Origin of the sequence: Acetobacter sp. DmW_136 (assembly GCF_008690365.1) — a bacterium.
GTDB lineage: Bacteria > Pseudomonadota > Alphaproteobacteria > Acetobacterales > Acetobacteraceae > Acetobacter > Acetobacter oryzifermentans.
In genome coordinates this window covers 74,615-95,656 of sequence record NZ_VHON01000013.1, presented here as the reverse complement: position 1 = coordinate 95,656, position 21,042 = coordinate 74,615, and the positions used below count along the sequence as shown (strand labels likewise).

Genomic DNA, 21,042 nt, shown 5'->3' with positions numbered 1-21,042 from the left:
TCCAGCCAATTTCACGATATAAAATCGCACCACTCATGCAATTATGAGAGCATAAAAAAAGGCCAGCCCATTTCTGAGCCAGCCTTTTTTCTAAAAACCAGATACGTGGCTTATGCAGCCAGATCCTGCTTTTCTTCTGCTTCCGGACGTGGGCCGCTGTCCTGCCCTTTGGCAGAAACATCGCGATCAACCAGTTCGATAACAGCCATAGGTGCGGCATCGCCATAACGCACGCCAGCACGCAGAACGCGCGTGTAACCGCCGTTACGAGCCTTGTAGCGTTCTGCAATAGCAGCAAACAGCTTTTTCACGATCACATCATCACGCAGCATGGCAAAAGCCTGACGGCGCGCATGCAGATCGCCCCGTTTACCCAGCGTAATCAGCTTTTCAACAACCGGACGCAGTTCCTTAGCTTTAGGCAGCGTGGTGGTGATCTGTTCGTGTTTGATCAGTGCAACAGCCATATTGCGAAACATGGCTGCGCGGTGAGAAGAAGTAACGCCGAGCTTTCTGCCGGCAATCCCGTGACGCATAGTTCAGTTCCTACGTATCGTGTGAAAAGTCAGATCAAAACGGCTCATCAAGCCGCTTTGCCAGCTCTTCAATATTTTCCGGCGGCCAAGCCGGCACATTCATACCCAAGGACAGCCCCATAGAGGTGAGAACTTCCTTGATTTCGTTCAGGGATTTCCGGCCAAAGTTCGGAGTACGGAGCATTTCCTGCTCGCTCTTCTGCACCAGATCCCCAATGTAGATGATGTTGTCGTTCTTCAGGCAGTTTGCACTACGAACAGACAGTTCAAGTTCATCCACCTTACGCAGCAGATTACGGTTGAACGGCAGATCATCTTCAGGCTCTTCAGCCTGCACAGGGCGCGGCTCATCAAAGTTAATGAACAGCTGAAGCTGATCCTGCAGAATACGTGCAGCCAAAGCCACAGCATCTTCAGGTGTTACAGCACCATTGGTTTCAACCGTCAGCAGCAGCTTATCATAGTCTGTTACCTGCCCCACGCGGGTAGGCTCAACTTTATAAGACACGCGCTTTACGGGGGAATAAATTGCATCCACCGGAATCAGGCCAATTGGTGCATCTTCCGGGCGGTTAGCCGCGGCAGGCACATAGCCTTTACCCATGTTAACAATAAATTCCATGCCCAGCTTAACGCCATCATCCAGCGTGCAGATAACAAGATCGGGGTTCATGATCTCGATATCATGGCCGGTCTGGATCTGGCGGGCGCGCACTTCGCCGGGGCCCGTGGCCGTCAGCATCATACGCTTTGGCCCTTCGCCATGCATACGCAGTGCCAGCTGCTTGATGTTCAGCACGATGTCCGTGACATCTTCCCGAACGCCCGCAACAGACGAGAACTCATGCAGCACGCCGTCAATCTGCACAGCAGTAACAGCCGCACCCTGAAGCGAGGACAGCAGAACACGCCGCAGCGCATTCCCCAGTGTCATCCCGAACCCGCGTTCCAGAGGTTCTGCAACCACGGTTGCGATGCGTGCTGGCTCCACACCGGATTCGACCTCAAGCTTTTCAGGCTTGATCAGAGATTGCCAGTTTTTCTGAAGGACCAAGGTACCGGCCTTTCAATACGAAAAACCACTGCAATCGCAGCGATTTCTCTGAAGTGGACACAACAACCGGAAGACAGCTTAAATTGTAAGCTGCCTTCCTGCTCAGGACTTAGACGCGGCGACGCTTACGCGGGCGGCAACCATTATGCGGAACCGGCGTCATATCGCGGATGGAGGTGATGGTGAAACCAACAGCCTGCAAAGCACGCAGTGCGCTTTCACGCCCTGACCCAGGACCGGAAACTTCGATTTCCAGAGTTTCCATACCATGTTCGCGAGCCTTGCGACCTGCGTCTTCCGCCGCAACCTGCGCCGCATAAGGCGTAGATTTCCGAGACCCCTTAAAACCCTGCGCGCCAGCGGAAGACCAAGAAATGGCATTTCCTTGTGCATCAGAGATGGTGATCATGGTGTTGTTGAACGTGGAGAGCACATGCGCCACGCCAGAAATAATGTTCTTACGCTCTTTTTTGCGAATACGCGGAGTTGCGGCTTTCGCCATGTCTTTTCTACCTCAGTCCCTGCCCAGAGCCTGCCGCAGCAGGGTTAGACATCCTAACCAGTTGGATTAGCGCGTTGCTTTTTTCTTGCCTGCAATCGCCACAGCCTTGCCCTTGCGCGTGCGAGCATTGGTGTGTGTGCGCTGACCGTGCACAGGCAGACCGCGACGATGGCGCAGACCGCGGTAGCAGCCCAGATCCATCAGACGCTTGATGTTCATTGCGATTTCACGACGCAGATCGCCTTCAACGCGATACTTGCTGTCGATCAGTTCACGCACCTTCAGGATTTCGTCGTCGCTCAGCTCGTTTACCCGCTTTGCTTCTGGAATTTCCAGAGCCTTGCAGATTTCAGCAGCCTTAGTTGCGCCAATCCCGTAAATATACTGAAGCCCGATAACAACCCGTTTGTTGGTCGGGACATTCACGCCGGCAATACGTGCCACGCCTTATACTCCTGTTCGCCCGCCTTAACCACGAACGCTCATAGCCCTTGGGGCAGATTTCACTTGGTGGCCGCGAAATATACCGGCCACCGCCACAAGTCAACGAAAACGGATCACTTTTTCGTGATCAACCCCTCGCTGGCAAGCGCATCTTCGATTTCGCCTGTCACTTCAGGGGCCGACAGCATGCCGTTAATTTTGTGCAGCCGTCCGGTTTTTTCATAAAACGGCAGAATCGGTGCCGTCAGTTTCCGGTACTCTTTCAGCCGTTCAACAACGGTTTCCCGCTTATCGTCCGCCCGGCGCTTGAACTCATGGCTACCGCAAGAATCACAGATCCCATCCACCTTGGGTGGGTTAGAGACCTCGTTGTACGTCTTGCCGCAGTTGCCACAAGTAAAGCGACCGGAAATCCGATCTGCCAGAATTTCTTCGTCCACATCCAGGAAGAGAACAGTATCAATTTTCTTCCCGTCTGAAGAAAGCATGCTGTCCAGCTCTTCAGCCTGCGCCAGCGTGCGCGGAAAACCATCCAGAATGAAACCATTCTGGCAATCTGCCTGCGCAATCCGGCTTTTCAGCATCGCAATAATCAACTCATCAGGAACCAGTTTCCCGGCATCCATAAGAGCTTTTGCCTGCTTTCCTGTTTCAGATCCCTTGGCCACTTCTGCGCGTAGCATATCGCCCGTAGAAATCTGAATCAGCCCATACCGCTCTTCAAGAAGTTTGGACTGTGTACCTTTTCCCGCACCGGGAGGGCCCAGAAAAATAATATTCATCGTCTGATGATCCTCTGCTTCCTACCGCCGCGCGATTTACGCATAAGCCCCTGATATTGATGCGCCACCAGATGAGACTGAATTTGTGTGACCGTATCAATAGTTACAGACACAATAATAATCAGACTCGTTCCACCAAAATAGAACGGTACGTTGTAGTGACTGATCAGGATCTGAGGCAACAGACAGACTGCCACCATATACGCTGCACCGATCGTGGTCAGGCGGGTGAGAATTTTATCAAAATACGATGCTGTAGAAGCACCTGGGCGCACACCAGGGATAAAACCACCCTGCTTTCTCAAATTATCGGCTGTTTCCGTCGGATTGAAGGTAACGGCCGCATAAAAGTATGAGAAAAATATAATCATGGCAGCATAGAACAGCATATACAGTGGCTGCCCCTGCCCAAGTTCCTGCCCCAGAAAGGAAAGCCAGCCCGGCAGTGATTTGCCATTCATAAAACCAGCAATCGTTACCGGAATCAGAAGCACTGAAGAGGCAAAAATCGGTGGAATAACGCCAGCCGTATTCACTTTCAGTGGCATATGGGTTGTGTCCCCCCCAAACATCCGCTGCCCCATCTGGCGCTTTGGATATTGGATAACAACCCGACGCTGCGCCTGTTCCATGAACACAATAAACATGATGGTAAGCGCTGCAAGAACCAAGAAAAGCAGCACAAAGAACGGCGAAAGCGCGCCCGTGTAACCAAGCTGGAAGAGGCTTGCCAATGCATGCGGCAGGTTTGCCACAATACCAGCAAAGATAATGAGCGAGATCCCATTACCCACACCACGCGCGGTAATTTGCTCACCCAGCCACATCAGAAACATGGTTCCGCCAACAAGCGTGGTTACGCATGAAAGCAAAAAGAACATACCGGGATGAACAACGGCAGCGCCTGCAGCGCTATGCACGTTCTCCAGCCCCACAGCTATCCCATACGCCTGAAACAGCGCAATAAGGACAGTCAGGTAACGTGTATACTGATTAAGCTTTTTACGCCCCTGTTCACCTTCCTTCTTGAGAGCCTCAAGAGAAGGCACAGCAGTAGACATAAGCTGCACAATAATAGACGCAGAGATATATGGCATGATGTTCAGCGCGAACACGGTCATACGCCCAAGCGCACCCCCCGTGAACATATTGAACATGCCCAGAATGCCACCCTGATGCTGCGCCAGAAGCTGCCCCATAACTGTGGCATCCACCCCCGGAACCGGGATGTATGTGCCCAAGCGGTAAACAATCAGCGCACCCAGTGTAAACCAGATTCGCTTTTTAAGTTCAGTCGCTTTGGCAAAAGAGCCTACATTAAAGTTGGCAGCCAGTTGTTCGGCCGCGGAAGCCATGCATCCGTCCTTTCATACAAACAGCGCCACCACGGCTGTGGAGACGCTGGCACAATCGCCTGAAAAATTCAGACAACATTCTGAGAAGGAACAAGAAAGGAGAACAGTGCGAACACTGCTCTCCTTTTTGCAACATCAGGAAGCGCTGGCTTCAGCAGCTTTAGGCTGCAGCAGCTTAACGCTACCTCCGGCTTTTTCTACTGCAGCAACAGCAGAAGCTGATGCACCAGAGACTTCAAACGTAACAGCTTTTGTCAGCTCACCTTCGGCCAGAATGCGCACGCCAGCATATTTGCCAGTGCCAACCAGACCAGCTTTTTTCAAAGCTTCTTCAGTAACAGGTGTGCCTGCTGCCAGTTTGCCATCAGCCAAGGCTTTTTCCACCGCACCAAGGTTTACAGGAGCATAAACCTTGCGGAAGATGTTTTTGAAGCCACGCTTAGGCAGACGACGATAGATAGGAAGCTGCCCACCTTCAAACCCGTTCAGGGAAACCCCTTCACGTGCTTTCTGGCCTTTTACACCCCTACCAGACGTCTTACCTTTACCAGAACCAATACCGCGCCCAAGACGCTTTTTCCGGTAACGGGAACCTTCGTTATCACGAAGTTCGTTGAGCTTCATTTCAATCCTCCACCTTCACCAGGTGGGCCACTTTGCGTACCATACCCCGGACAGACGGAGTATCTTCTAGAACGCGTTCACGGCCAATCTTGTTCAGACCCAGACCGATCAAAGTTGCCTGCTGTCCAGGCTTACGTCCGTTACCGGACGCAATCTGCACAACCTTAAAGGTTTTTTTATCAGACATCAGCGGCCTCCGCAGCAACAGCCTGTTCACGCTTACCGAAGATTTCAGCAACCTTCTTACCGCGACGGCTAGCTACAGAACGTGGGCTTGCACAACGTGCCAGCGCATCAAAAGTTGCCTTAACCATGTTGTGCGGGTTCCGGGTACCCAGAGACTTCGCAACCACATCGTTAATACCAAGGCTTTCGAATACAGCACGCATAGGACCACCAGCGATAATCCCCGTCCCTGCTTCGGCAGACCGCAGCACAACCTTACCGGCACCAAAGTGACCAGCAACATCATGATGCAGTGTACGGCCTTCCTTCATCGGGACACGGATCATGCCACGTTTGGCGCGTTCCGTAGCCTTACGAATTGCTTCAGGAACTTCGCGCGCCTTACCTGCACCGTAGCCAACACGCCCCTTCTGGTCACCAACAACAACCAGAGCAGCGAAAGCAAACCGACGACCACCCTTAACCACTTTCGCAACGCGATTGATGGTTACCAGCTTATCGACCAGTTCATCCCCTTCGCGTTCACGCTCACGGCCGCCTCGACCGCCTTCTCTTGGTTCACGAGCCATTCCGTGATCCTTTCCTCAGAAGGAGAGACCGCCCTCACGGGCCGCCTCTGCCAGGGCCTTGACGCGCCCGTGATAAAGATAAGACCCCCTGTCGAACACGACCTGAGATACACCTGCAGCAACGGCGCGCTGTGCAACCAGCTTACCGACAGCGCCAGCGCTTTCCTGCGTGGAACCTTTTTTCAGATCCGTCTGCAGCTCCTTATCCAAGGAGGACGCTGAGGCCAAAGTACGGCCCTGCGCATCGTCGATCACCTGAGCATAAATGTTCTTGCCAGACCGGAAAACAGACAGACGAGGACGCCCACCTGCCTTGCGGCGCAGCTGAAAACGGAGACGCGCCCGACGGCGGTTCCGCAATTCCTGCTGAGTGCTCATTATTTCTTCTTGCCTTCCTTACGACGAATGGTTTCCGTTTCGTACCGAACACCTTTGCCCTTGTAAGGTTCAGGCTTACGGAAGCTGCGGATATCAAGAGCCACCTGGCCTACCCGCTGCTTATCGATCCCCTCCACCACAATAGCCGTCGGACGCGGCGTAGAAATCTTGATGCCTGCAGGAATCGGATACACAACATCATGGGAGAACCCAAGGTTCATCACCAGATTAGAACCCTGCACAGCTGCACGGTAACCTGTGCCGTTAATTTCCAGAGCCTTGGAAAAACCTTCCGAAACCCCTTTAACAGCCGTTGCGATCAGAGCACGCGTTGTGCCCCACATCATACGAGCCTGAGCAGCAGTGCCCACTGGCTGCACAACAACCTTACCATCCTGCACATCAACGGAAACATGTGAAGAAAGCGGCAGAGCCAGCTCCCCCAATTTTCCTTTGGCCTTCAGAACACCATCTGCAATAGCGATGGTTACCCCTGCCGGCACTTCAACAGGATACTTGCCTACGCGTGACATTTACCCCTCCTTAGAAAACACGGCAGAGGACTTCACCGCCAACATTGGCAGCACGAGCCTCAACATCGGAAAGAACACCACGCGGTGTGGAAAGGATAGAAACACCCAAACCTGCACAAACGCGAGGAAGTTCCTTAATTTTGGAATATACGCGACGACCAGGGCGTGAAACACGCTGAATTTCGCGGATAACCGGCTCACCGTCGGTGTATTTCAGCTCAATATGCAACTGAGCAATACCCTTACGGACGTCTTCACGCTTATAGCCACGAATGTAGCCTTCACGCTGCAGAGCTTCTAAAACACTCACGCGCAGCTTAGAGGCCGGAGCAACACAAGCATTGTGACGCGCGCGCTGAGCATTACGAATACGGGTGAGCATATCACCCAAAGGATCAGAAAGTGACATCTCGCGCCCTTACCAGCTTGCTTTAACCACACCCGGAATCTGGCCTTCAGATGCCAGATCACGGAAAGCAATACGGCACAGCTCAAACTTGCGGTAGTTACCGCGAGAACGACCTGTCAGTTTGCAACGCAGACGAACCCGCACGCGAGAACCATTGCGCGGCAGTTCAGCCAACTTCAAAGACGCATCAAACCGATCCTCCACGGGAAGAGAACGATCCATAACGATATTTTTGAGAGCTACCCGCTTCTCTTTATCCCGTGCCGCCATGCGCGCGCGCTTTGCGTTACGCAGAATGGCAGAAGTCTTAGCCATACAAATTACCTCCGGAACCCTTCGAAAACCTTCGACGGTTTTCCAAGATCACACATTAAAACACCCAGCAGGGTCTGTATCACCCCACGAAGGGAAGATCAAACGCCTTCAGCAGGGCCTTGGCTTCTGCATCTGTCTTTGCACTGGTTACAAACACCACGTCCATACCGCGGATTTCATCTACCTTATCGTATTCGATTTCGGGGAAGATGATCTGTTCTTTCAAGCCCAGAGCAAAGTTACCACGACCGTCAAAACCTTTGGTAGCCGGCAGACCGCGGAAATCGCGGATGCGTGGCATAGCAATAGTTACCAAACGATCAAGGAATTCATACATCCGTGCACGGCGCAGAGTGACCTTACAGCCAATCGGCAGACCTTCACGAATCTTGAAGCCAGCGATAGCTTTCTTCGCCACTGTTTTAACAGGCTTCTGACCAGCAATAAGCGCCATTTCTGCAACAGCAGCATCTAGCTTCTTCTGATCGCCAGCAGCCTCACCCACGCCCATATTCAGGACGATTTTTTCGAGGTGAGGCACCTGCATTTCATTTTTGTAACCAAACTGCTTACGCAGGTTGGCACGCAGTTCGCTTTCATACCGCTGCTGAAAGCGCGGCAGGGAACGACCTTCCTGTTTCGCACTCATTCGTAGCCCCTCAACCTTCAATAGCTTCGCCGGTCGCCTTAGCGATGCGAACTTTTTTGCCGTTTTCCAGCACTCGGAAACCAACTCGTGTCGGCTTTTTAGAGGCTGGATCAATCAGCTTCAGGTTAGAAAGGTGAATGGGTGCTTCACGGGTAATAATCCCGCTTTCTTCACCCATGCGGCGCGCACGCTGATGACGCTTAATTAGCGCCACACCACGCACAACAGCACGGTTTTCGGAAGGACGAACCTCCAGAACTTCTCCCTGCGTCCCCTTGGAGGAACCGCTGATGACGACAACCGTATCGCCTTTTTTAATACGGGCAGCCATTACAACACCTCCGGCGCGAGAGAGATGATCTTCATGAACTTCTTCGCACGCAATTCGCGCACAACCGGTCCAAAAATACGCGTACCAATCGGTTCTTGCTGCTTGTTAATCAGCACAGCTGCGTTTTTATCGAAACGGATCGCGCTACCATCAGGCCGACGGACTGGATAGGAAGTCCGCACGATAACAGCCTGGTGAACGTCGCCCTTCTTCACTTTCCCACGGGGGATAGCTTCTTTGACGGAAACGACGATCACGTCGCCGACCGAGGCGGACTTCCGCTTGGAGCCGCCCAGTACCTTGATGCACTGCACCTGACGTGCACCAGAATTATCGGCGACGTCAAGGTTGGTCTCGGGATGGATCATAACCTAAATATCCTTACGTTAGGCCGATGCACCGGCTTCCGCACCAACGACTTCGCCGTTGCGGGAAATCACAGTCCACGTCTTGCGGCGTGAAATAGGCGGACATTCAACAATCCGCACGGAGTCACCAACCTTGCAGATATTTTCTTCATCATGCGCCGCATATTTTTTAGAGCGACGAATGAATTTCTTATAGAGCGGATGCATGACGCGACGATCAACAAGAACCGTAATGGTTTTGTCCATCTTATCGCTGGTCACACGCCCGGTCAGGACGCGCCTTGGCATCGGCTAACTCTCCTCAGGCATTGGCAGCAGATGTTTTTGCACCTGCTGCAGTCTTTGCATTTTGCACCGCAATCGTCTTGATTCGTGCAATCTCACGGCGCACCGCACGCATACGGCTCTGCGCTTCAGTCTGACCCGTGGCCTGCTGGAAACGCAGATTAAGCTGCTCACGCTTCAATTCAACCAGACGAGCTTCAAGCTCGTCTGGAGTCTTGGTGCGCAAATCGGCTGGCTTAGTTGCCTTTACCATCTCACGCATCTCCAATTCGGGTCACAAACTTGGTCTTGATCGGCAGTTTTGCTGCACCCAGAGCCAACGCTTCACGCGCCAGTTCAGGGGGCACACCTTCGATCTCAAACAAAATGCGACCTGGCTTCACACGGGCCACCCAGTATTCTGGGGAACCCTTACCGGAGCCCATACGCACTTCTGCAGGTTTTGTCGAGACCGGAAGGTCAGGAAAAATACGAATCCAGACGCGACCTGCACGTTTCATGGCACGTGTGATAGCCCGACGGGAGGCTTCAATCTGGCGTGCCGTAATACGTTCCGGCTGAAGAGCCTTCAGTCCAAACGTACCGAAGTTCAACGTGGTGCCACTTTTTGCAAGACCGTGGATACGGCCTTTGTGGGCTTTACGGAATTTTGTCCGCTTCGGGGAAAGCATGTTGTTTTATCCCTCTCCTCAGCGCTGAGGAGCCTGTTCGGCCGCCCGGCGATCCTGAGCCATCGGATCATGAGCAAGAATTTCGCCCTTAAAGATCCAGACTTTTACACCGCAAGTGCCATAGGTGGTCTTTGCTGTTGCTGTGCCATAATCGATATCAGCACGCAGGGTGTGCAGAGGCACACGACCTTCACGATACCATTCGATACGTGCGATTTCCGCACCGCCAAGACGACCAGAGCAGTTGATACGAATACCCTGTGCGCCCAGACGCATAGCAGACTGCACTGCACGCTTCATGGCACGACGGAAAGCCACACGACGTTCCAGCTGCTGAGCAATGTTTTCTGCAACCAGTGTAGCGTCGATTTCTGGCTTGCGAATTTCAACAATGTTCAGCGCAACTTCCGTGCCAGCCATACGTGTCAGCTCCTTACGGAGCGCATCAATGTCCTGACCCTTCTTACCAATCACAACACCCGGACGGGCGGCGTAAATGGTTACGCGGGGCTTTTTGGCCGGACGTTCGATAACGACACGAGACACACCAGCGCCAACCAGCTTGCGACGCAGGAATGCACGCAGCTTCAGATCTTCATGAAGCAATTTTGAATAGTCGGAATCGGCATACCACCGGCTATCCCACGTGCGGTTGATACCGAGCCGCAGCCCGATTGGATTGACTTTATGTCCCATACCTCAGGCCGCCTTCTGTTCGGAAGAAGCTGCTTCGGGCTCAGCAGCCCGTTCAGCTACAACAATCTTCAGGTGACTGAAAAACTTTTCAACACGAGCAGAACGCCCACGACCACGGGCATGAAAACGCCGCATGACAATGGATTTTCCAACTTCAGCTGTTTTCACCACCAACTGGTCAACGTCCAGCTGGTGATTGTTTTCAGCATTAGCGATTGCGCTTTCCAGCGTCTTTTTCACTTCCTGAGCGATACGGCGCTTAGAGAACGTCAACGTTGCAACTGCCTGGGAAGCAGGCTTGTTGCGGATCAGGCCGGCCACAAGGTTCAGCTTGCGGGGGCTAACCCGGATGTTGCGCGTAACTGCCTGCGCTTCTGTTTCCGCGAGTGTGCGCGGATGCTTCGGCTTGCTCATCTCTGCTTAGCCCCGCTTAGACTTCTTGTCAGCACCATGCCCATGGAATGTACGGGTCGGAGAAAATTCGCCGAACTTATGTCCGACCATGTTTTCCGTAACCTGTACGGGCAGAAACTTCTGACCGTTATAAACACCGAACGTCAGACCGACGAACTGCGGAAGAATTGTAGAACGACGAGACCAGATCTTGATCACTTCGTTACGACCCGACGCGCGGGATACCTCAGCTTTATTCAGCAGATACCCGTCGACGAACGGGCCTTTCCAGACGGAACGTGCCATCTTCTATTGCCCCTTACTTGCCGGTCTTTCGACGACGGATAATCAGACTGTCCGTCCGCTTGTTGACCCGAGTTTTGTACCCTTTGGTTGGCTTGCCCCATGGCGTAACCGGATGACGGCCACCAGAGGTACGACCTTCACCACCACCATGCGGATGATCAACAGGGTTCATCACCACACCACGGTTATGAGGACGACGCCCCAACCAACGGGAACGCCCAGCCTTACCCATATGCTGGTTCATGTTATCCGGATTGGACACGGCACCAACGGTCGCCATGCACTCACCACGAACAACACGCAGCTCACCAGACTGCAACTTGATCTGGGCGTAACCGGAATCCTTACCAACGAGCTGGGCATATGTGCCAGCAGAACGTGCGAGCTTACCACCTGCACCCTGCTTCAGTTCGATGTTATGGATAATTGTTCCCACCGGGATGGAAGCCAGCGGCATAGCATTACCAGGCTTAATATCCACGCGTGCACCAGCGATGACATTGTCACCAACTTTCAAACGCTGCGGAGCCAGGATATATGCAAGCTCGCCATCTTCGTACTTCACCAGCGCAATAAATGCGGTGCGGTTCGGATCATATTCCAGACGTTCCACCTTACCCAGAACATCAAACTTACGACGTTTGAAGTCTACGTAACGGTAAGACTGCTTATGACCACCCCCACGGAAACGGGAAGTGATACGGCCATTATTATTACGACCGCCCGTCTTGTTTTTACCTTCGGTCAACTGTTTGACCGGCTTACCTTTCCAAAGGTCAGCACGATCAACCAGCACCGTACCACGCAAGCTTGGCGTGACAGGATTAAAGTGCTTCAGAGCCATGAATTTCTACCTTCGGTCACGCCAGCTTGGCGGTAAGATCAATAGACTGACCTTCCGCAAGCTGAACGAACGCCTTCTTCACGTCAGAACGCTGCCCAACACGCCCTTTAAAGCGTTTGGTTTTTCCCTTCTGAACCAAGGTGTTGACACCAACGACCTTGACCCCGAACAGCGTTTCCACCGCAACCTTGATTTCAGGCTTCGTAGCGGACATTGCCACTTTGAAAACAACCTGGTTCTTTTCAGAAAGCGCCGTAGCTTTTTCCGTAATTACAGGAGTACGCACGATGTCGTACATTGCTTCACGGGAAAGACGCTCGGCTTTCTTGCGAATGGCAAGAATATTCGTCATGCCAGGCGCTCCTTCAGTCCTTCAAGGCCGGCCTGCGTAATCGCAAGCACCTCGTGGTTCAGAATGTCGTAAACATTCGCACCAATGGTCGGCAGAATGTCGATCTTGGGCAGGTTACGGGCGGCACGACCGAAGCTCTCATCTACAGCAGCATCCACGATCAGAGCAGATGTCCAACCCAGAGACTTCAGTTTCTTTGCCAGTTCGCTGGTCTTATCAACGCCAGAAGCAGACTGCAGTACAATAAGCTTACCGTCTTTTGCCTTCTGAGAAAGCGCAGAAATCAGACCAAGGCGGCGCACTTTTTTCGGCAGATCGTAACCGTGGTCACGCACAACCGGGCCATGCACTGCCCCACCGGTACGATACTGTGGCGCACGCAACGAACCCTGACGGGCGCTACCTGTGCCTTTCTGACGGTATGGCTTTTTGGTGGTGCCGGACACTTCGCCCATGCCCTTTACCTTATGCGTGCCGGCGCGGCGCTTAGCCAGCTGCCAGTGCACAACACGAGCCATGATATCTGCACGCGGCGCAACGGCGAAAATTTCGTCCGGAAGCGTTGCAGAACCGGCGCTGCTGTTATCTAGCGTCTTGATTTCGATTTCCATGACCTCAGCCCTCCGCCTTCACGAGGCCGGCCGGATAAGGCGCGTCATCATGGCGGGCTTTTTTAATGGCGTCACGGATCAGAACAACACCGTTCTTCGCTCCTGGCACGGAGCCACGAACCATGATCAGATTCTTTTCCGGATCGACCGCTGCGATTTCCAGATTCAAGGTGGTCACGCGTTCATCACCGAGATGACCAGCCATCTTCTTGTTCTTAAAGGTCTTGCCGGGATCCTGGCGATTACCAGTCGAACCATGCGAACGGTGCGAAATAGACACACCATGCGTGGCTTCAAGACCAGCAAAATTCCAGCGCTTCATTGCGCCAGCAAATCCCTTACCTTTGCTTACACCTGTAACGTCAACCTTTTGGCCAACAACAAAGTGAGAAGCTGAAAGGGTAGCACCAACCTCAAGAGCGGCATCATCAGCTACACGAAATTCGCGAAGCGCCTGCTTGGGCTCCACCTTCGTGCGAGCAAAATGCCCACGATTCGGCTTGGTTACGTTTTTCACCTTGGCTTTACCCATACCTAGCTGAACAGCTACGTAGCCATCCCGCTCCTGGTTACGGACATCAACCACCTGCACATCATCAACATGCAGGACGGTAACAGGCACATGCGTGCCATCTTCCTTGAACAGTCGGGACATGCCCAACTTCTTTGCGATCAATCCGGTGCGCATCGTCTGGACCTTAGAGTTTGATCTCGACATCAACGCCAGCGGCGAGGTCGAGCTTCATGAGAGCGTCCACGGTCTGCGGAGTGGGCTCAACAATGTCGAGCAGACGGCGATGAGTTCGAATTTCGAACTGCTCGCGGCTCTTTTTATCAACGTGAGGAGAACGGTTAACCGTAAACCGTTCGATATGCGTAGGCAGCGGGATAGGACCCCGAACCCGCGCACCCGTACGCTTCGCCGTATTCACGATCTCTTTCGTGCTGTTATCCAGCACCCGATGATCGTACGCTTTCAGGCGAATGCGGATGTTCTGGTTGTCCATTTGTTTTTTAGTCCAACACTTTACTTATCCGGGGAATCCCGGCCGCCAAGTAAGACCCCGACCAAAATCAATCGGTCGGGGCCACTTAGGCTCATATCCTCTATCGATTACTCGATAATGGAGGAAACAACGCCAGCACCAACCGTGCGGCCACCTTCGCGAATAGCGAAACGCAGACCTTCGTCCATGGCGATTGGAGCAATCAGCTCAACTTCCATGGCGCAGTTGTCGCCCGGCATCACCATTTCGGTGCCTTCCGGCAGGTGCACAACACCCGTCACGTCAGTCGTACGGAAGTAGAACTGCGGACGATAGTTGGTGAAGAATGGCGTATGACGGCCACCTTCTTCCTTCGTCAGGATGTAGGCTTCTGCCTTGAACTTCTTATGCGGCGTAATGGAGCCTGGCTTTGCCAGAACCTGACCACGCTCCACATCTTCGCGCTTGGTGCCACGCAGCAGAGCGCCGATGTTGTCACCAGCTTCACCGCGATCAAGCAGCTTACGGAACATTTCAACGCCGGTTACGGTTGTCTTCGTGGTCGGCTTCAGACCAACGATTTCAATTTCGTCACCAACATTGATCACGCCACGTTCCACACGACCCGTTACCACGGTGCCACGACCAGAGATGGAGAACACATCTTCGATCGGCATCAGGAACGGACGGTCAACCGGACGTTCTGGCTGCGGGATGTAGGCATCAACTGCGTCCATCAGATCGCGAACGCGGTTTTCACCGATTTCCGGATCACCATCTTCCAGAGTTACCAGAGCGGAACCCTTGATGATCGGCACATCGTCGCCAGGGAACTGATAGGAAGACAGAAGTTCACGAACTTCCATTTCAACCAGCTCAAGCAGTTCCGGATCATCAACCTGATCAACCTTGTTCAGGAATACAACCAGAGCTGGCACACCGACCTGACGAGCAAGCAGGATGTGTTCGCGGGTCTGCGGCATCGGGCCGTCAGCTGCGGACACAACCAAGATTGCACCGTCCATCTGTGCTGCACCCGTGATCATGTTTTTCACATAGTCAGCATGTCCGGGGCAGTCAACGTGCGCGTAGTGACGCTTGTCGGTTTCATATTCCACGTGAGCTGTGGAAATGGTGATGCCGCGAGCGCGTTCTTCCGGAGCAGCGTCGATCTGATCATACGCCTTAAATTCAGCGCCACCCTTCTTTGCAAGCGTCTTGGTGATCGCTGCCGTCAGAGAGGTCTTACCATGGTCAACGTGACCAATGGTGCCGATGTTGCAGTGCGGTTTATTCCGCTCAAATTTAGCCTTAGCCATTTTTTACTCCATGCCCCAAAAACCATTCGGGATGCAGTTGTTATAAGCCCTGCAAACTCACTGCAAGAGGAAATGCAGCAGCTTCTTTCATTACCAGCGATAGTGGCTGAATGCTTTGTTAGCTTCCGCCATACGGTGGGTATCTTCCCGCTTCTTCACTGCTGCGCCACGATTGTTGACTGCATCCAGAAGCTCATTGGAAAGCCGATCCTGCATAGTGTTTTCGCCACGCTTGCGCGCAGCATCAATCACCCAACGGATCGCCAACGCCTGACGGCGGTCTGCGCGAACTTCAACCGGCACCTGGTAGGTTGCCCCACCAACACGGCGAGAACGCACTTCAACAGCCGGCTTTACGTTATCCAGCGCACTGTGGAACAGCACCACTGCATCCGCACCGTTACCGCTACGACGCACCATGGCATCCAGCGCACCGTATACGATTCTTTCTGCAGCAGACTTCTTACCATCGTACATCAGCGCATTCATGAAACGCGTGACAACGATATCTCCGAATTTCGGATCGGGAAGGATCTCGCGCTTTACTGCGCGATGACGGCGACTCATACCTGTTCTTCCTCTTATTTCGGACGCTTGGCGCCATACAGCGAGCGACGCTGACGCCGCTTGGCAATACCCTGCGTATCCAGAACACCACGAAGGATGTGATAACGCACACCCGGCAAATCCTTCACACGACCGCCGCGGATCAGCACAACACTATGCTCCTGAAGGTTATGACCTTCACCCGGAATATAGCTGACCACCTCATAGCCGTTCGTCAGACGCACCTTAGCGACTTTACGCAGTGCGGAGTTCGGCTTTTTTGGCGTCGTGGTATAAACGCGGGTGCAAACACCGCGCTTTTGGGGGCATCCTTGCAGCGCGGGCACCTTGTTGCGCTTGACCGCAGGCTTGCGCCCCTTGGCAATGAGCTGGTTGATGGTCGGCATGCGCCTTTCCCGATCCTTACACAGTTCGGCCGGCCGCCATTATTTCTGACTGCCGACTTTCATTAAAAAAGATCCCATCAGGCATTTGCCTGTATGGGGCTATGTTGGCATCCGGCCCCGCTTCCACCCCGGAAGCCAACCGCATGCTAGACTCACACAGAAAACCTAATTGCTCTTTCTATCCACAGGGATATCCAGAGCTGAGGGCTGCTACCTAACCCTCCCCCCGCTGGGAGTCAAGTTTTACCCTGCGATTCTTAAAGAATTGCGTACGCTGTACATGAAAAAAGGACCAAGGTTTCCCCTGATCCTTCCTTCATGAAGCATATTTGCAACGTTTATTCGGCTGCAGAACGCCCAACACGTTGGCGATCCTGCTCTGCGGCAATAGCCCGCAGACGCTTCATAACACTGCCCGTGCCTGCTGGAATCAGTCGCCCAACAATTACGTTTTCCTTCAGGCCCATCAACTTATCCACTTTCCCTGCCGTAGCAGCTTCTGTGAGCACGCGTGTGGTTTCCTGGAACGATGCAGCAGAGATAAAGGACTGCGTCTGCAGAGAAGCCTTGGTGATGCCCTGCAGCACCGGCATACCCTGAGCTGGCCGCTCACCTGCTTTGAGGCTCTTGGCATTTTCAGCCTCGAACTCAATACGGTCAACAGTTTCGCCAATCAGATATGTCGTATCACCCGGCTCCAGAATTTCTACCTTCTGAAGCATCTGACGCACGATAACTTCAATATGCTTATCGTTAATCTTCACACCCTGAAGACGATACACATCCTGAATTTCGTTGATCAGGTAATCAGACAGAGCCTCTACACCCATCACCTTCAGGATATCGTGGGGCACCCGCGGACCATCGACCAGCGGATCACCTTTTTCCACAAAGTCACCTTCCTGAACGGAAATGTGCTTGCCTTTCGGGATCAGGTATTCCTGCTCCTCGCCCGTTTCATCGTTCTTCACGATAACACGGCGCTTGGATTTGTAATCTTTCCCGAATTCAACGCGCCCTTCCATTTCCGCGATAATAGCGTGGTCTTTTGGCCGACGTGCTTCAAACAATTCAGCAACGCGGGGCAGACCACCCGTAATATCACGGGTTTTGGAGCCTTCACGTGGCAGACGCGCCAGAACGTCACCGGCATTTACTTCTGTGCCGTTTTCAACAGACAGAAGCGTTTCGGGAGAGAGGAAGTAACGGGCATCTGCACCGTTATCCAACTTCACCACATCACCGTTGGCATCCTTAAGCTGCAGACGTGGGCGCAGATCCACACCTTTACCTGCCTGCTTATAGTCAACCACCACTTTGGAGGTCAGGCCTGTTACTTCGTCCATACGCTCAACAAGCGTGATGGAGTCAATCAGATCCAGGTATTCAACCTTACCGGCTTTTTCCGTGATAATCGGAAGGGTGTACGGATCCCACTCAGCCAGTTTCTGACCGCGAGCAACTTTTGCCCCTTCTTCTGTCAACAAACGGGCACCGTACGGCACACGGTAACGGGCTTTCTCCACACCGTTTTCGTCAGACAGAAGAATTTCACAGTTACGTGCCATCACGATCGGCACGTTCTGACTATTATGCACAACGTTACGGTTACGGATTACGACCTGACCATCACGAGAGGCTTCGATCATGGACTGTTCCGCACCACGCTGCGCCGCACCACCAATATGGAAGGTACGCATTGTCAGCTGTGTGCCGGGCTCACCAATGGACTGAGCGGCGATAACACCCACGGCTTCACCGATGTTAACCGGTGTGCCGCGTGCAAGATCACGACCATAGCAGTGACCACATACACCAACACGGCTATCACAGGTCAGGACAGAACGGATATGAACCGTTTCCACACCAGATTTTTCAATCCGCTCGGCATCGGCTTCATCAATCAGATGATTGCGCGGAACGATCACTTCGTTGGTACCTGGCGCCACCACATCGGAAGCAACCGTACGGCCAAGGATACGTTCGGACAGAGAAGCTACAACTTCCCCACCATCCATTACCGCACGCACCGTCAGGCCGCGTTCACTACCGCAATCTTCTTCGATAATGATGCTGTCCTGCGCCACATCCACCAGACGACGGGTGAGATACCCGGAGTTAGCGGTTTTCAGCGCGGTATCAGCCAGACCTTTACGTGCACCATGGGTAGAGGTGAAGTAATCGAGAACCGAAAGGCCTTCTTTAAAGTTGGCAATAATCGGCTGCTCAATAATTTCACCAGATGGCTTGGCCATCAGACCACGCATACCGGCCAGCTGTTTCATCTGAGCCGGCGACCCACGAGCCCCGGAGTGGCTCATCATCCACACCGAGTTGATCTGCTTACCAACTTCCTGACGAGAAATTTCTTTGGTCATGGCCGCCTGCACTTCGTCTGTGCAACGAGACCACGCGTCCACCACCTTATTGTAGCGTTCGCCAGCCGTGATCAGACCATCCTGATACTGCTGTTCAAACTCTTTAACTTCGGCAGCCGTGCGATCAACCAGTTCTTTCTTTTCAGGCGGGATGATCATGTCATCCTTACCAAAGGAAATACCAGCCTTGGCAGCATGACGGAAACCCAGAGCCATCAGACGATCACAGAAGATAACTGCTTCTTTCTGACCGCAATGACGATACACCGTATCAATAACGTCAGACACGGCCTTTTTGGTGAGCTGGCGGTTGATGAGGGAGAACGGCACAGCTTCATGCTGCGGCAGGATCTGCGCAATCAACACACGGCCAGGCGTGGTCACGGCTGTTTCGTAGGTGACCTTGCCATCCGCACCGACCTTCTGGAAGCGTGCGCGAATTTTATCATGCAGCTTCAGTGCACCGGCGCTGAGTGCGTATTCCACTTCACCAATAGAAGAGAAAGATGGCGCGCCTTCTTTGACCAGAGCACCTGTCTTCTCATCATATTCACAGCGATCTGGCGTAACCTTGAATTCAGGTGTTTCGAGGCTGAGGTAATACAGCCCCAAAACGATATCCTGAGAAGGCACGATAATCGGCTTACCATTGGCTGGGCTGAGGATGTTGTTGGTGGACATCATCAGCACACGTGCTTCAAGCTGGGCTTCAAGGCTCAGCGGCACATGCACAGCCATCTGGTCACCGTCAAAGTCTGCGTTAAACGCGGTGCAGACCAGCGGATGCAGCTGAATGGCCTTACCTTCAACCAGCACCGGTTCAAACGCCTGAATACCCAGACGATGCAACGTAGGCGCACGGTTAAGCATAACCGGATGTTCGCGGATAACTTCTTCAAGAATATCCCAAACTTCTGGACGCTCTTTTTCCACCATCCGCTTTGCAGCTTTAATGGTGGTAGCATGACCGTATTTTTCCAGCTTGGCGTAAATGAACGGCTTGAACAGCTCCAGCGCCATCTTTTTGGGAAGACCACACTGATGGAGTTTAAGCTCCGGCCCCACCACAATAACAGAACGGCCAGAGTAATCGACGCGCTTACCAAGCAGGTTCTGACGGAAACGCCCCTGCTTACCTTTAAGCATATCGGAAAGAGATTTCAACGGGCGCTTGTTAGCACCCGTAATCGCACGGCCACGACGCCCGTTATCGAACAACGCATCCACAGCTTCCTGCAGCATACGCTTTTCGTTACGCACGATAATATCGGGCGCACGCAGTTCCATCAGGCGCTTCAGACGGTTATTACGGTTGATAACACGCCGATACAGATCGTTCAGGTCAGACGTTGCAAAACGACCGCCATCCAGCGGCACCAGCGGACGCAGATCCGGCGGAATAACCGGCACCAGATCCAGAATCATCCATTCTGGACGGGAACCGCTTTCTGCAAACGCTTCAATCAGCTTCAGGCGCTTAACAAGCTTTTTGCGCTTGGCTTCTGAAGTTGTTTCCTTAAGTTCCTGACGCAGCTCTACCTTTTCGGCATCGCAATCAATGCGTTCCAGAACTTTTTTAATGGCTTCTGCGCCAATGCCAACTTCAACACCTTCATCGCCATATTCATCCATGGCATCAAGGTACTGTTCTTCCGTCAGCAAGGAATACTGCTTCAGCGGAGACGTGCCGGGTTCCAGAACCAGGTAGCTTTCAAAGTAAAGCACCTTTTCCAGATCTTTCAGCGTCATATCAACCATCAGGCCGATACGGCTGGGCAGAGACTTCAGGAACCAGATATGGGCAACGGGGCTGGCAAGCTGAATATGGCCCATGCGCTCACGACGCACTTTGGCCAGCGTAACTTCAACACCGCACTTTTCGCAGATAATACCGCGGAATTTCATCCGCTTGTATTTACCGCAAAGGCATTCATAATCCTTGATCGGACCAAAAATACGCGCACAGAACAGGCCATCCCGTTCTGGCTTGAACGTACGATAGTTGATGGTCTCGGGCTTCTTGATTTCGCCATAAGACCAGGAACGGATTTGTTCGGGCGATGCCAACTGAATCTTAATCTGATCAAATGTCATCGCCTGGCCGGTCTGGCCAAGAATTTTCATGAGCTCATTCATGTACCGAAGCCCCCAGCGGGAAACGGGGAGCCGAGGTTTCTACCCCGGCCTCCCCTTTGAAATAAGAACGGATGGTG

At 53.0% G+C, this 21,042-nt stretch carries 31 protein-coding genes; all 31 read right to left on the bottom strand.

What is annotated here, in order from left to right:
• Positions 1-110: 110 nt before the first annotated feature.
• Entirely contained in the window at positions 111-536 is a 426-nt protein-coding gene (gene rplQ / locus FKW31_RS05450; protein ID WP_006116036.1) for a 50S ribosomal protein L17, read from the bottom strand.
• Between the two features lie 34 nt (positions 537-570).
• Positions 571-1,590 carry a DNA-directed RNA polymerase subunit alpha gene (locus FKW31_RS05445; RefSeq protein WP_003622752.1) on the bottom strand — a complete coding sequence of 340 codons (1,020 nt, stop codon included), beginning with the start codon at positions 1,588-1,590 and terminating at the stop codon, positions 571-573.
• 109 nt (positions 1,591-1,699) lie between these two features.
• Positions 1,700-2,092, bottom strand: a complete 393-nt coding sequence (gene rpsK / locus FKW31_RS05440; RefSeq protein WP_003622750.1) for a 30S ribosomal protein S11 — start codon at positions 2,090-2,092, stop codon at positions 1,700-1,702.
• Positions 2,093-2,158: 66 nt separating this feature from the next.
• Entirely contained in the window at positions 2,159-2,536 is a 378-nt protein-coding gene (gene rpsM / locus FKW31_RS05435; protein WP_006116037.1) for a 30S ribosomal protein S13, read from the bottom strand.
• A 113-nt stretch (positions 2,537-2,649) separates the two neighbouring features.
• Positions 2,650-3,318, bottom strand: a complete 669-nt coding sequence (locus FKW31_RS05430) for an adenylate kinase (protein WP_150178006.1) — start codon at positions 3,316-3,318, stop codon at positions 2,650-2,652.
• Positions 3,315-4,673, bottom strand: a complete 1,359-nt coding sequence (secY, locus tag FKW31_RS05425) for a preprotein translocase subunit SecY (protein WP_150178005.1) — start codon at positions 4,671-4,673, stop codon at positions 3,315-3,317. The genes FKW31_RS05430 and secY overlap by 4 nt, the downstream gene beginning before the upstream one ends.
• Positions 4,674-4,808: 135 nt before the next feature.
• Entirely contained in the window at positions 4,809-5,297 is a 489-nt protein-coding gene (gene rplO, locus FKW31_RS05420; RefSeq protein WP_006116040.1) for a 50S ribosomal protein L15, read from the bottom strand.
• Position 5,298: 1 nt separating this feature from the next.
• Complete coding sequence (gene rpmD / locus FKW31_RS05415) at positions 5,299-5,484, bottom strand: 50S ribosomal protein L30 (protein WP_003622738.1); 186 nt, start codon at positions 5,482-5,484, stop codon at positions 5,299-5,301.
• Positions 5,477-6,052 (bottom strand): 30S ribosomal protein S5, encoded by a 576-nt coding sequence (rpsE, locus tag FKW31_RS05410; RefSeq protein ID WP_006116042.1) that lies wholly within the window; start codon positions 6,050-6,052, stop codon positions 5,477-5,479. Before rpsE ends, rpmD begins: the two co-directional genes overlap by 8 nt.
• A gap of 15 nt (positions 6,053-6,067) precedes the next feature.
• Positions 6,068-6,430, bottom strand: coding sequence for a 50S ribosomal protein L18 (gene rplR / locus FKW31_RS05405; protein ID WP_019090051.1), 363 nt, complete (start codon positions 6,428-6,430; stop codon positions 6,068-6,070).
• A complete protein-coding gene (gene rplF / locus FKW31_RS05400; RefSeq protein WP_003622732.1) occupies positions 6,430-6,963 on the bottom strand; it encodes a 50S ribosomal protein L6 in 534 nt (177 codons plus the stop codon). The genes rplR and rplF overlap by 1 nt, the downstream gene beginning before the upstream one ends.
• Positions 6,964-6,973: 10 nt before the next feature.
• On the bottom strand, positions 6,974-7,372 hold the full coding sequence (gene rpsH, locus FKW31_RS05395; protein WP_003622730.1) for a 30S ribosomal protein S8: 399 nt from the start codon (positions 7,370-7,372) through the stop codon (positions 6,974-6,976).
• Between the two features lie 9 nt (positions 7,373-7,381).
• Positions 7,382-7,687, bottom strand: coding sequence for a 30S ribosomal protein S14 (rpsN, locus tag FKW31_RS05390; RefSeq protein ID WP_003622728.1), 306 nt, complete (start codon positions 7,685-7,687; stop codon positions 7,382-7,384).
• Positions 7,688-7,766: 79 nt separating this feature from the next.
• Positions 7,767-8,336: a 50S ribosomal protein L5 gene (gene rplE / locus FKW31_RS05385; RefSeq protein ID WP_035351604.1), complete on the bottom strand. Its 570-nt coding sequence runs from the start codon at positions 8,334-8,336 to the stop codon at positions 7,767-7,769.
• Between the two features lie 10 nt (positions 8,337-8,346).
• Positions 8,347-8,667 carry a 50S ribosomal protein L24 gene (rplX, locus tag FKW31_RS05380; RefSeq protein WP_003622726.1) on the bottom strand — a complete coding sequence of 107 codons (321 nt, stop codon included), beginning with the start codon at positions 8,665-8,667 and terminating at the stop codon, positions 8,347-8,349.
• Entirely contained in the window at positions 8,667-9,035 is a 369-nt protein-coding gene (gene rplN, locus FKW31_RS05375; RefSeq protein ID WP_012812770.1) for a 50S ribosomal protein L14, read from the bottom strand. The genes rplX and rplN overlap by 1 nt, the downstream gene beginning before the upstream one ends.
• Positions 9,036-9,053: 18 nt before the next feature.
• Complete coding sequence (gene rpsQ, locus FKW31_RS05370) at positions 9,054-9,323, bottom strand: 30S ribosomal protein S17 (protein ID WP_006116046.1); 270 nt, start codon at positions 9,321-9,323, stop codon at positions 9,054-9,056.
• 13 nt (positions 9,324-9,336) lie between these two features.
• Entirely contained in the window at positions 9,337-9,573 is a 237-nt protein-coding gene (gene rpmC, locus FKW31_RS05365) for a 50S ribosomal protein L29 (protein WP_006116047.1), read from the bottom strand.
• A 1-nt stretch (position 9,574) separates the two neighbouring features.
• On the bottom strand, positions 9,575-9,991 hold the full coding sequence (gene rplP, locus FKW31_RS05360; RefSeq protein ID WP_035351612.1) for a 50S ribosomal protein L16: 417 nt from the start codon (positions 9,989-9,991) through the stop codon (positions 9,575-9,577).
• A gap of 18 nt (positions 9,992-10,009) precedes the next feature.
• A complete protein-coding gene (gene rpsC, locus FKW31_RS05355; protein ID WP_003622715.1) occupies positions 10,010-10,687 on the bottom strand; it encodes a 30S ribosomal protein S3 in 678 nt (225 codons plus the stop codon).
• Positions 10,688-10,690: 3 nt separating this feature from the next.
• Positions 10,691-11,101, bottom strand: coding sequence for a 50S ribosomal protein L22 (gene rplV, locus FKW31_RS05350; protein ID WP_003622713.1), 411 nt, complete (start codon positions 11,099-11,101; stop codon positions 10,691-10,693).
• Positions 11,102-11,107: 6 nt separating this feature from the next.
• A complete protein-coding gene (gene rpsS / locus FKW31_RS05345) occupies positions 11,108-11,386 on the bottom strand; it encodes a 30S ribosomal protein S19 (protein WP_012812769.1) in 279 nt (92 codons plus the stop codon).
• A 13-nt stretch (positions 11,387-11,399) separates the two neighbouring features.
• Positions 11,400-12,230, bottom strand: coding sequence for a 50S ribosomal protein L2 (gene rplB / locus FKW31_RS05340; RefSeq protein WP_003622710.1), 831 nt, complete (start codon positions 12,228-12,230; stop codon positions 11,400-11,402).
• Between the two features lie 16 nt (positions 12,231-12,246).
• Positions 12,247-12,582 carry a 50S ribosomal protein L23 gene (locus FKW31_RS05335; RefSeq protein ID WP_003622708.1) on the bottom strand — a complete coding sequence of 112 codons (336 nt, stop codon included), beginning with the start codon at positions 12,580-12,582 and terminating at the stop codon, positions 12,247-12,249.
• Positions 12,579-13,193 carry a 50S ribosomal protein L4 gene (gene rplD, locus FKW31_RS05330; RefSeq protein ID WP_006116050.1) on the bottom strand — a complete coding sequence of 205 codons (615 nt, stop codon included), beginning with the start codon at positions 13,191-13,193 and terminating at the stop codon, positions 12,579-12,581. The genes FKW31_RS05335 and rplD overlap by 4 nt, the downstream gene beginning before the upstream one ends.
• A 4-nt stretch (positions 13,194-13,197) precedes the next feature.
• Positions 13,198-13,881 (bottom strand): 50S ribosomal protein L3, encoded by a 684-nt coding sequence (gene rplC, locus FKW31_RS05325; RefSeq protein WP_035351615.1) that lies wholly within the window; start codon positions 13,879-13,881, stop codon positions 13,198-13,200.
• Positions 13,882-13,891: 10 nt separating this feature from the next.
• Positions 13,892-14,200: a 30S ribosomal protein S10 gene (gene rpsJ, locus FKW31_RS05320; RefSeq protein WP_007282720.1), complete on the bottom strand. Its 309-nt coding sequence runs from the start codon at positions 14,198-14,200 to the stop codon at positions 13,892-13,894.
• Between the two features lie 107 nt (positions 14,201-14,307).
• A complete protein-coding gene (gene tuf / locus FKW31_RS05315) occupies positions 14,308-15,498 on the bottom strand; it encodes an elongation factor Tu (protein ID WP_006116052.1) in 1,191 nt (396 codons plus the stop codon).
• Positions 15,499-15,588: 90 nt separating this feature from the next.
• Entirely contained in the window at positions 15,589-16,065 is a 477-nt protein-coding gene (gene rpsG / locus FKW31_RS05310) for a 30S ribosomal protein S7 (RefSeq protein ID WP_006116053.1), read from the bottom strand.
• Between the two features lie 14 nt (positions 16,066-16,079).
• Positions 16,080-16,451: a 30S ribosomal protein S12 gene (rpsL, locus tag FKW31_RS05305; RefSeq protein WP_003622698.1), complete on the bottom strand. Its 372-nt coding sequence runs from the start codon at positions 16,449-16,451 to the stop codon at positions 16,080-16,082.
• A gap of 338 nt (positions 16,452-16,789) precedes the next feature.
• Positions 16,790-20,965: a DNA-directed RNA polymerase subunit beta' gene (rpoC, locus tag FKW31_RS05300; RefSeq protein ID WP_006116054.1), complete on the bottom strand. Its 4,176-nt coding sequence runs from the start codon at positions 20,963-20,965 to the stop codon at positions 16,790-16,792.
• Positions 20,966-21,042: the final 77 nt, after the last annotated feature.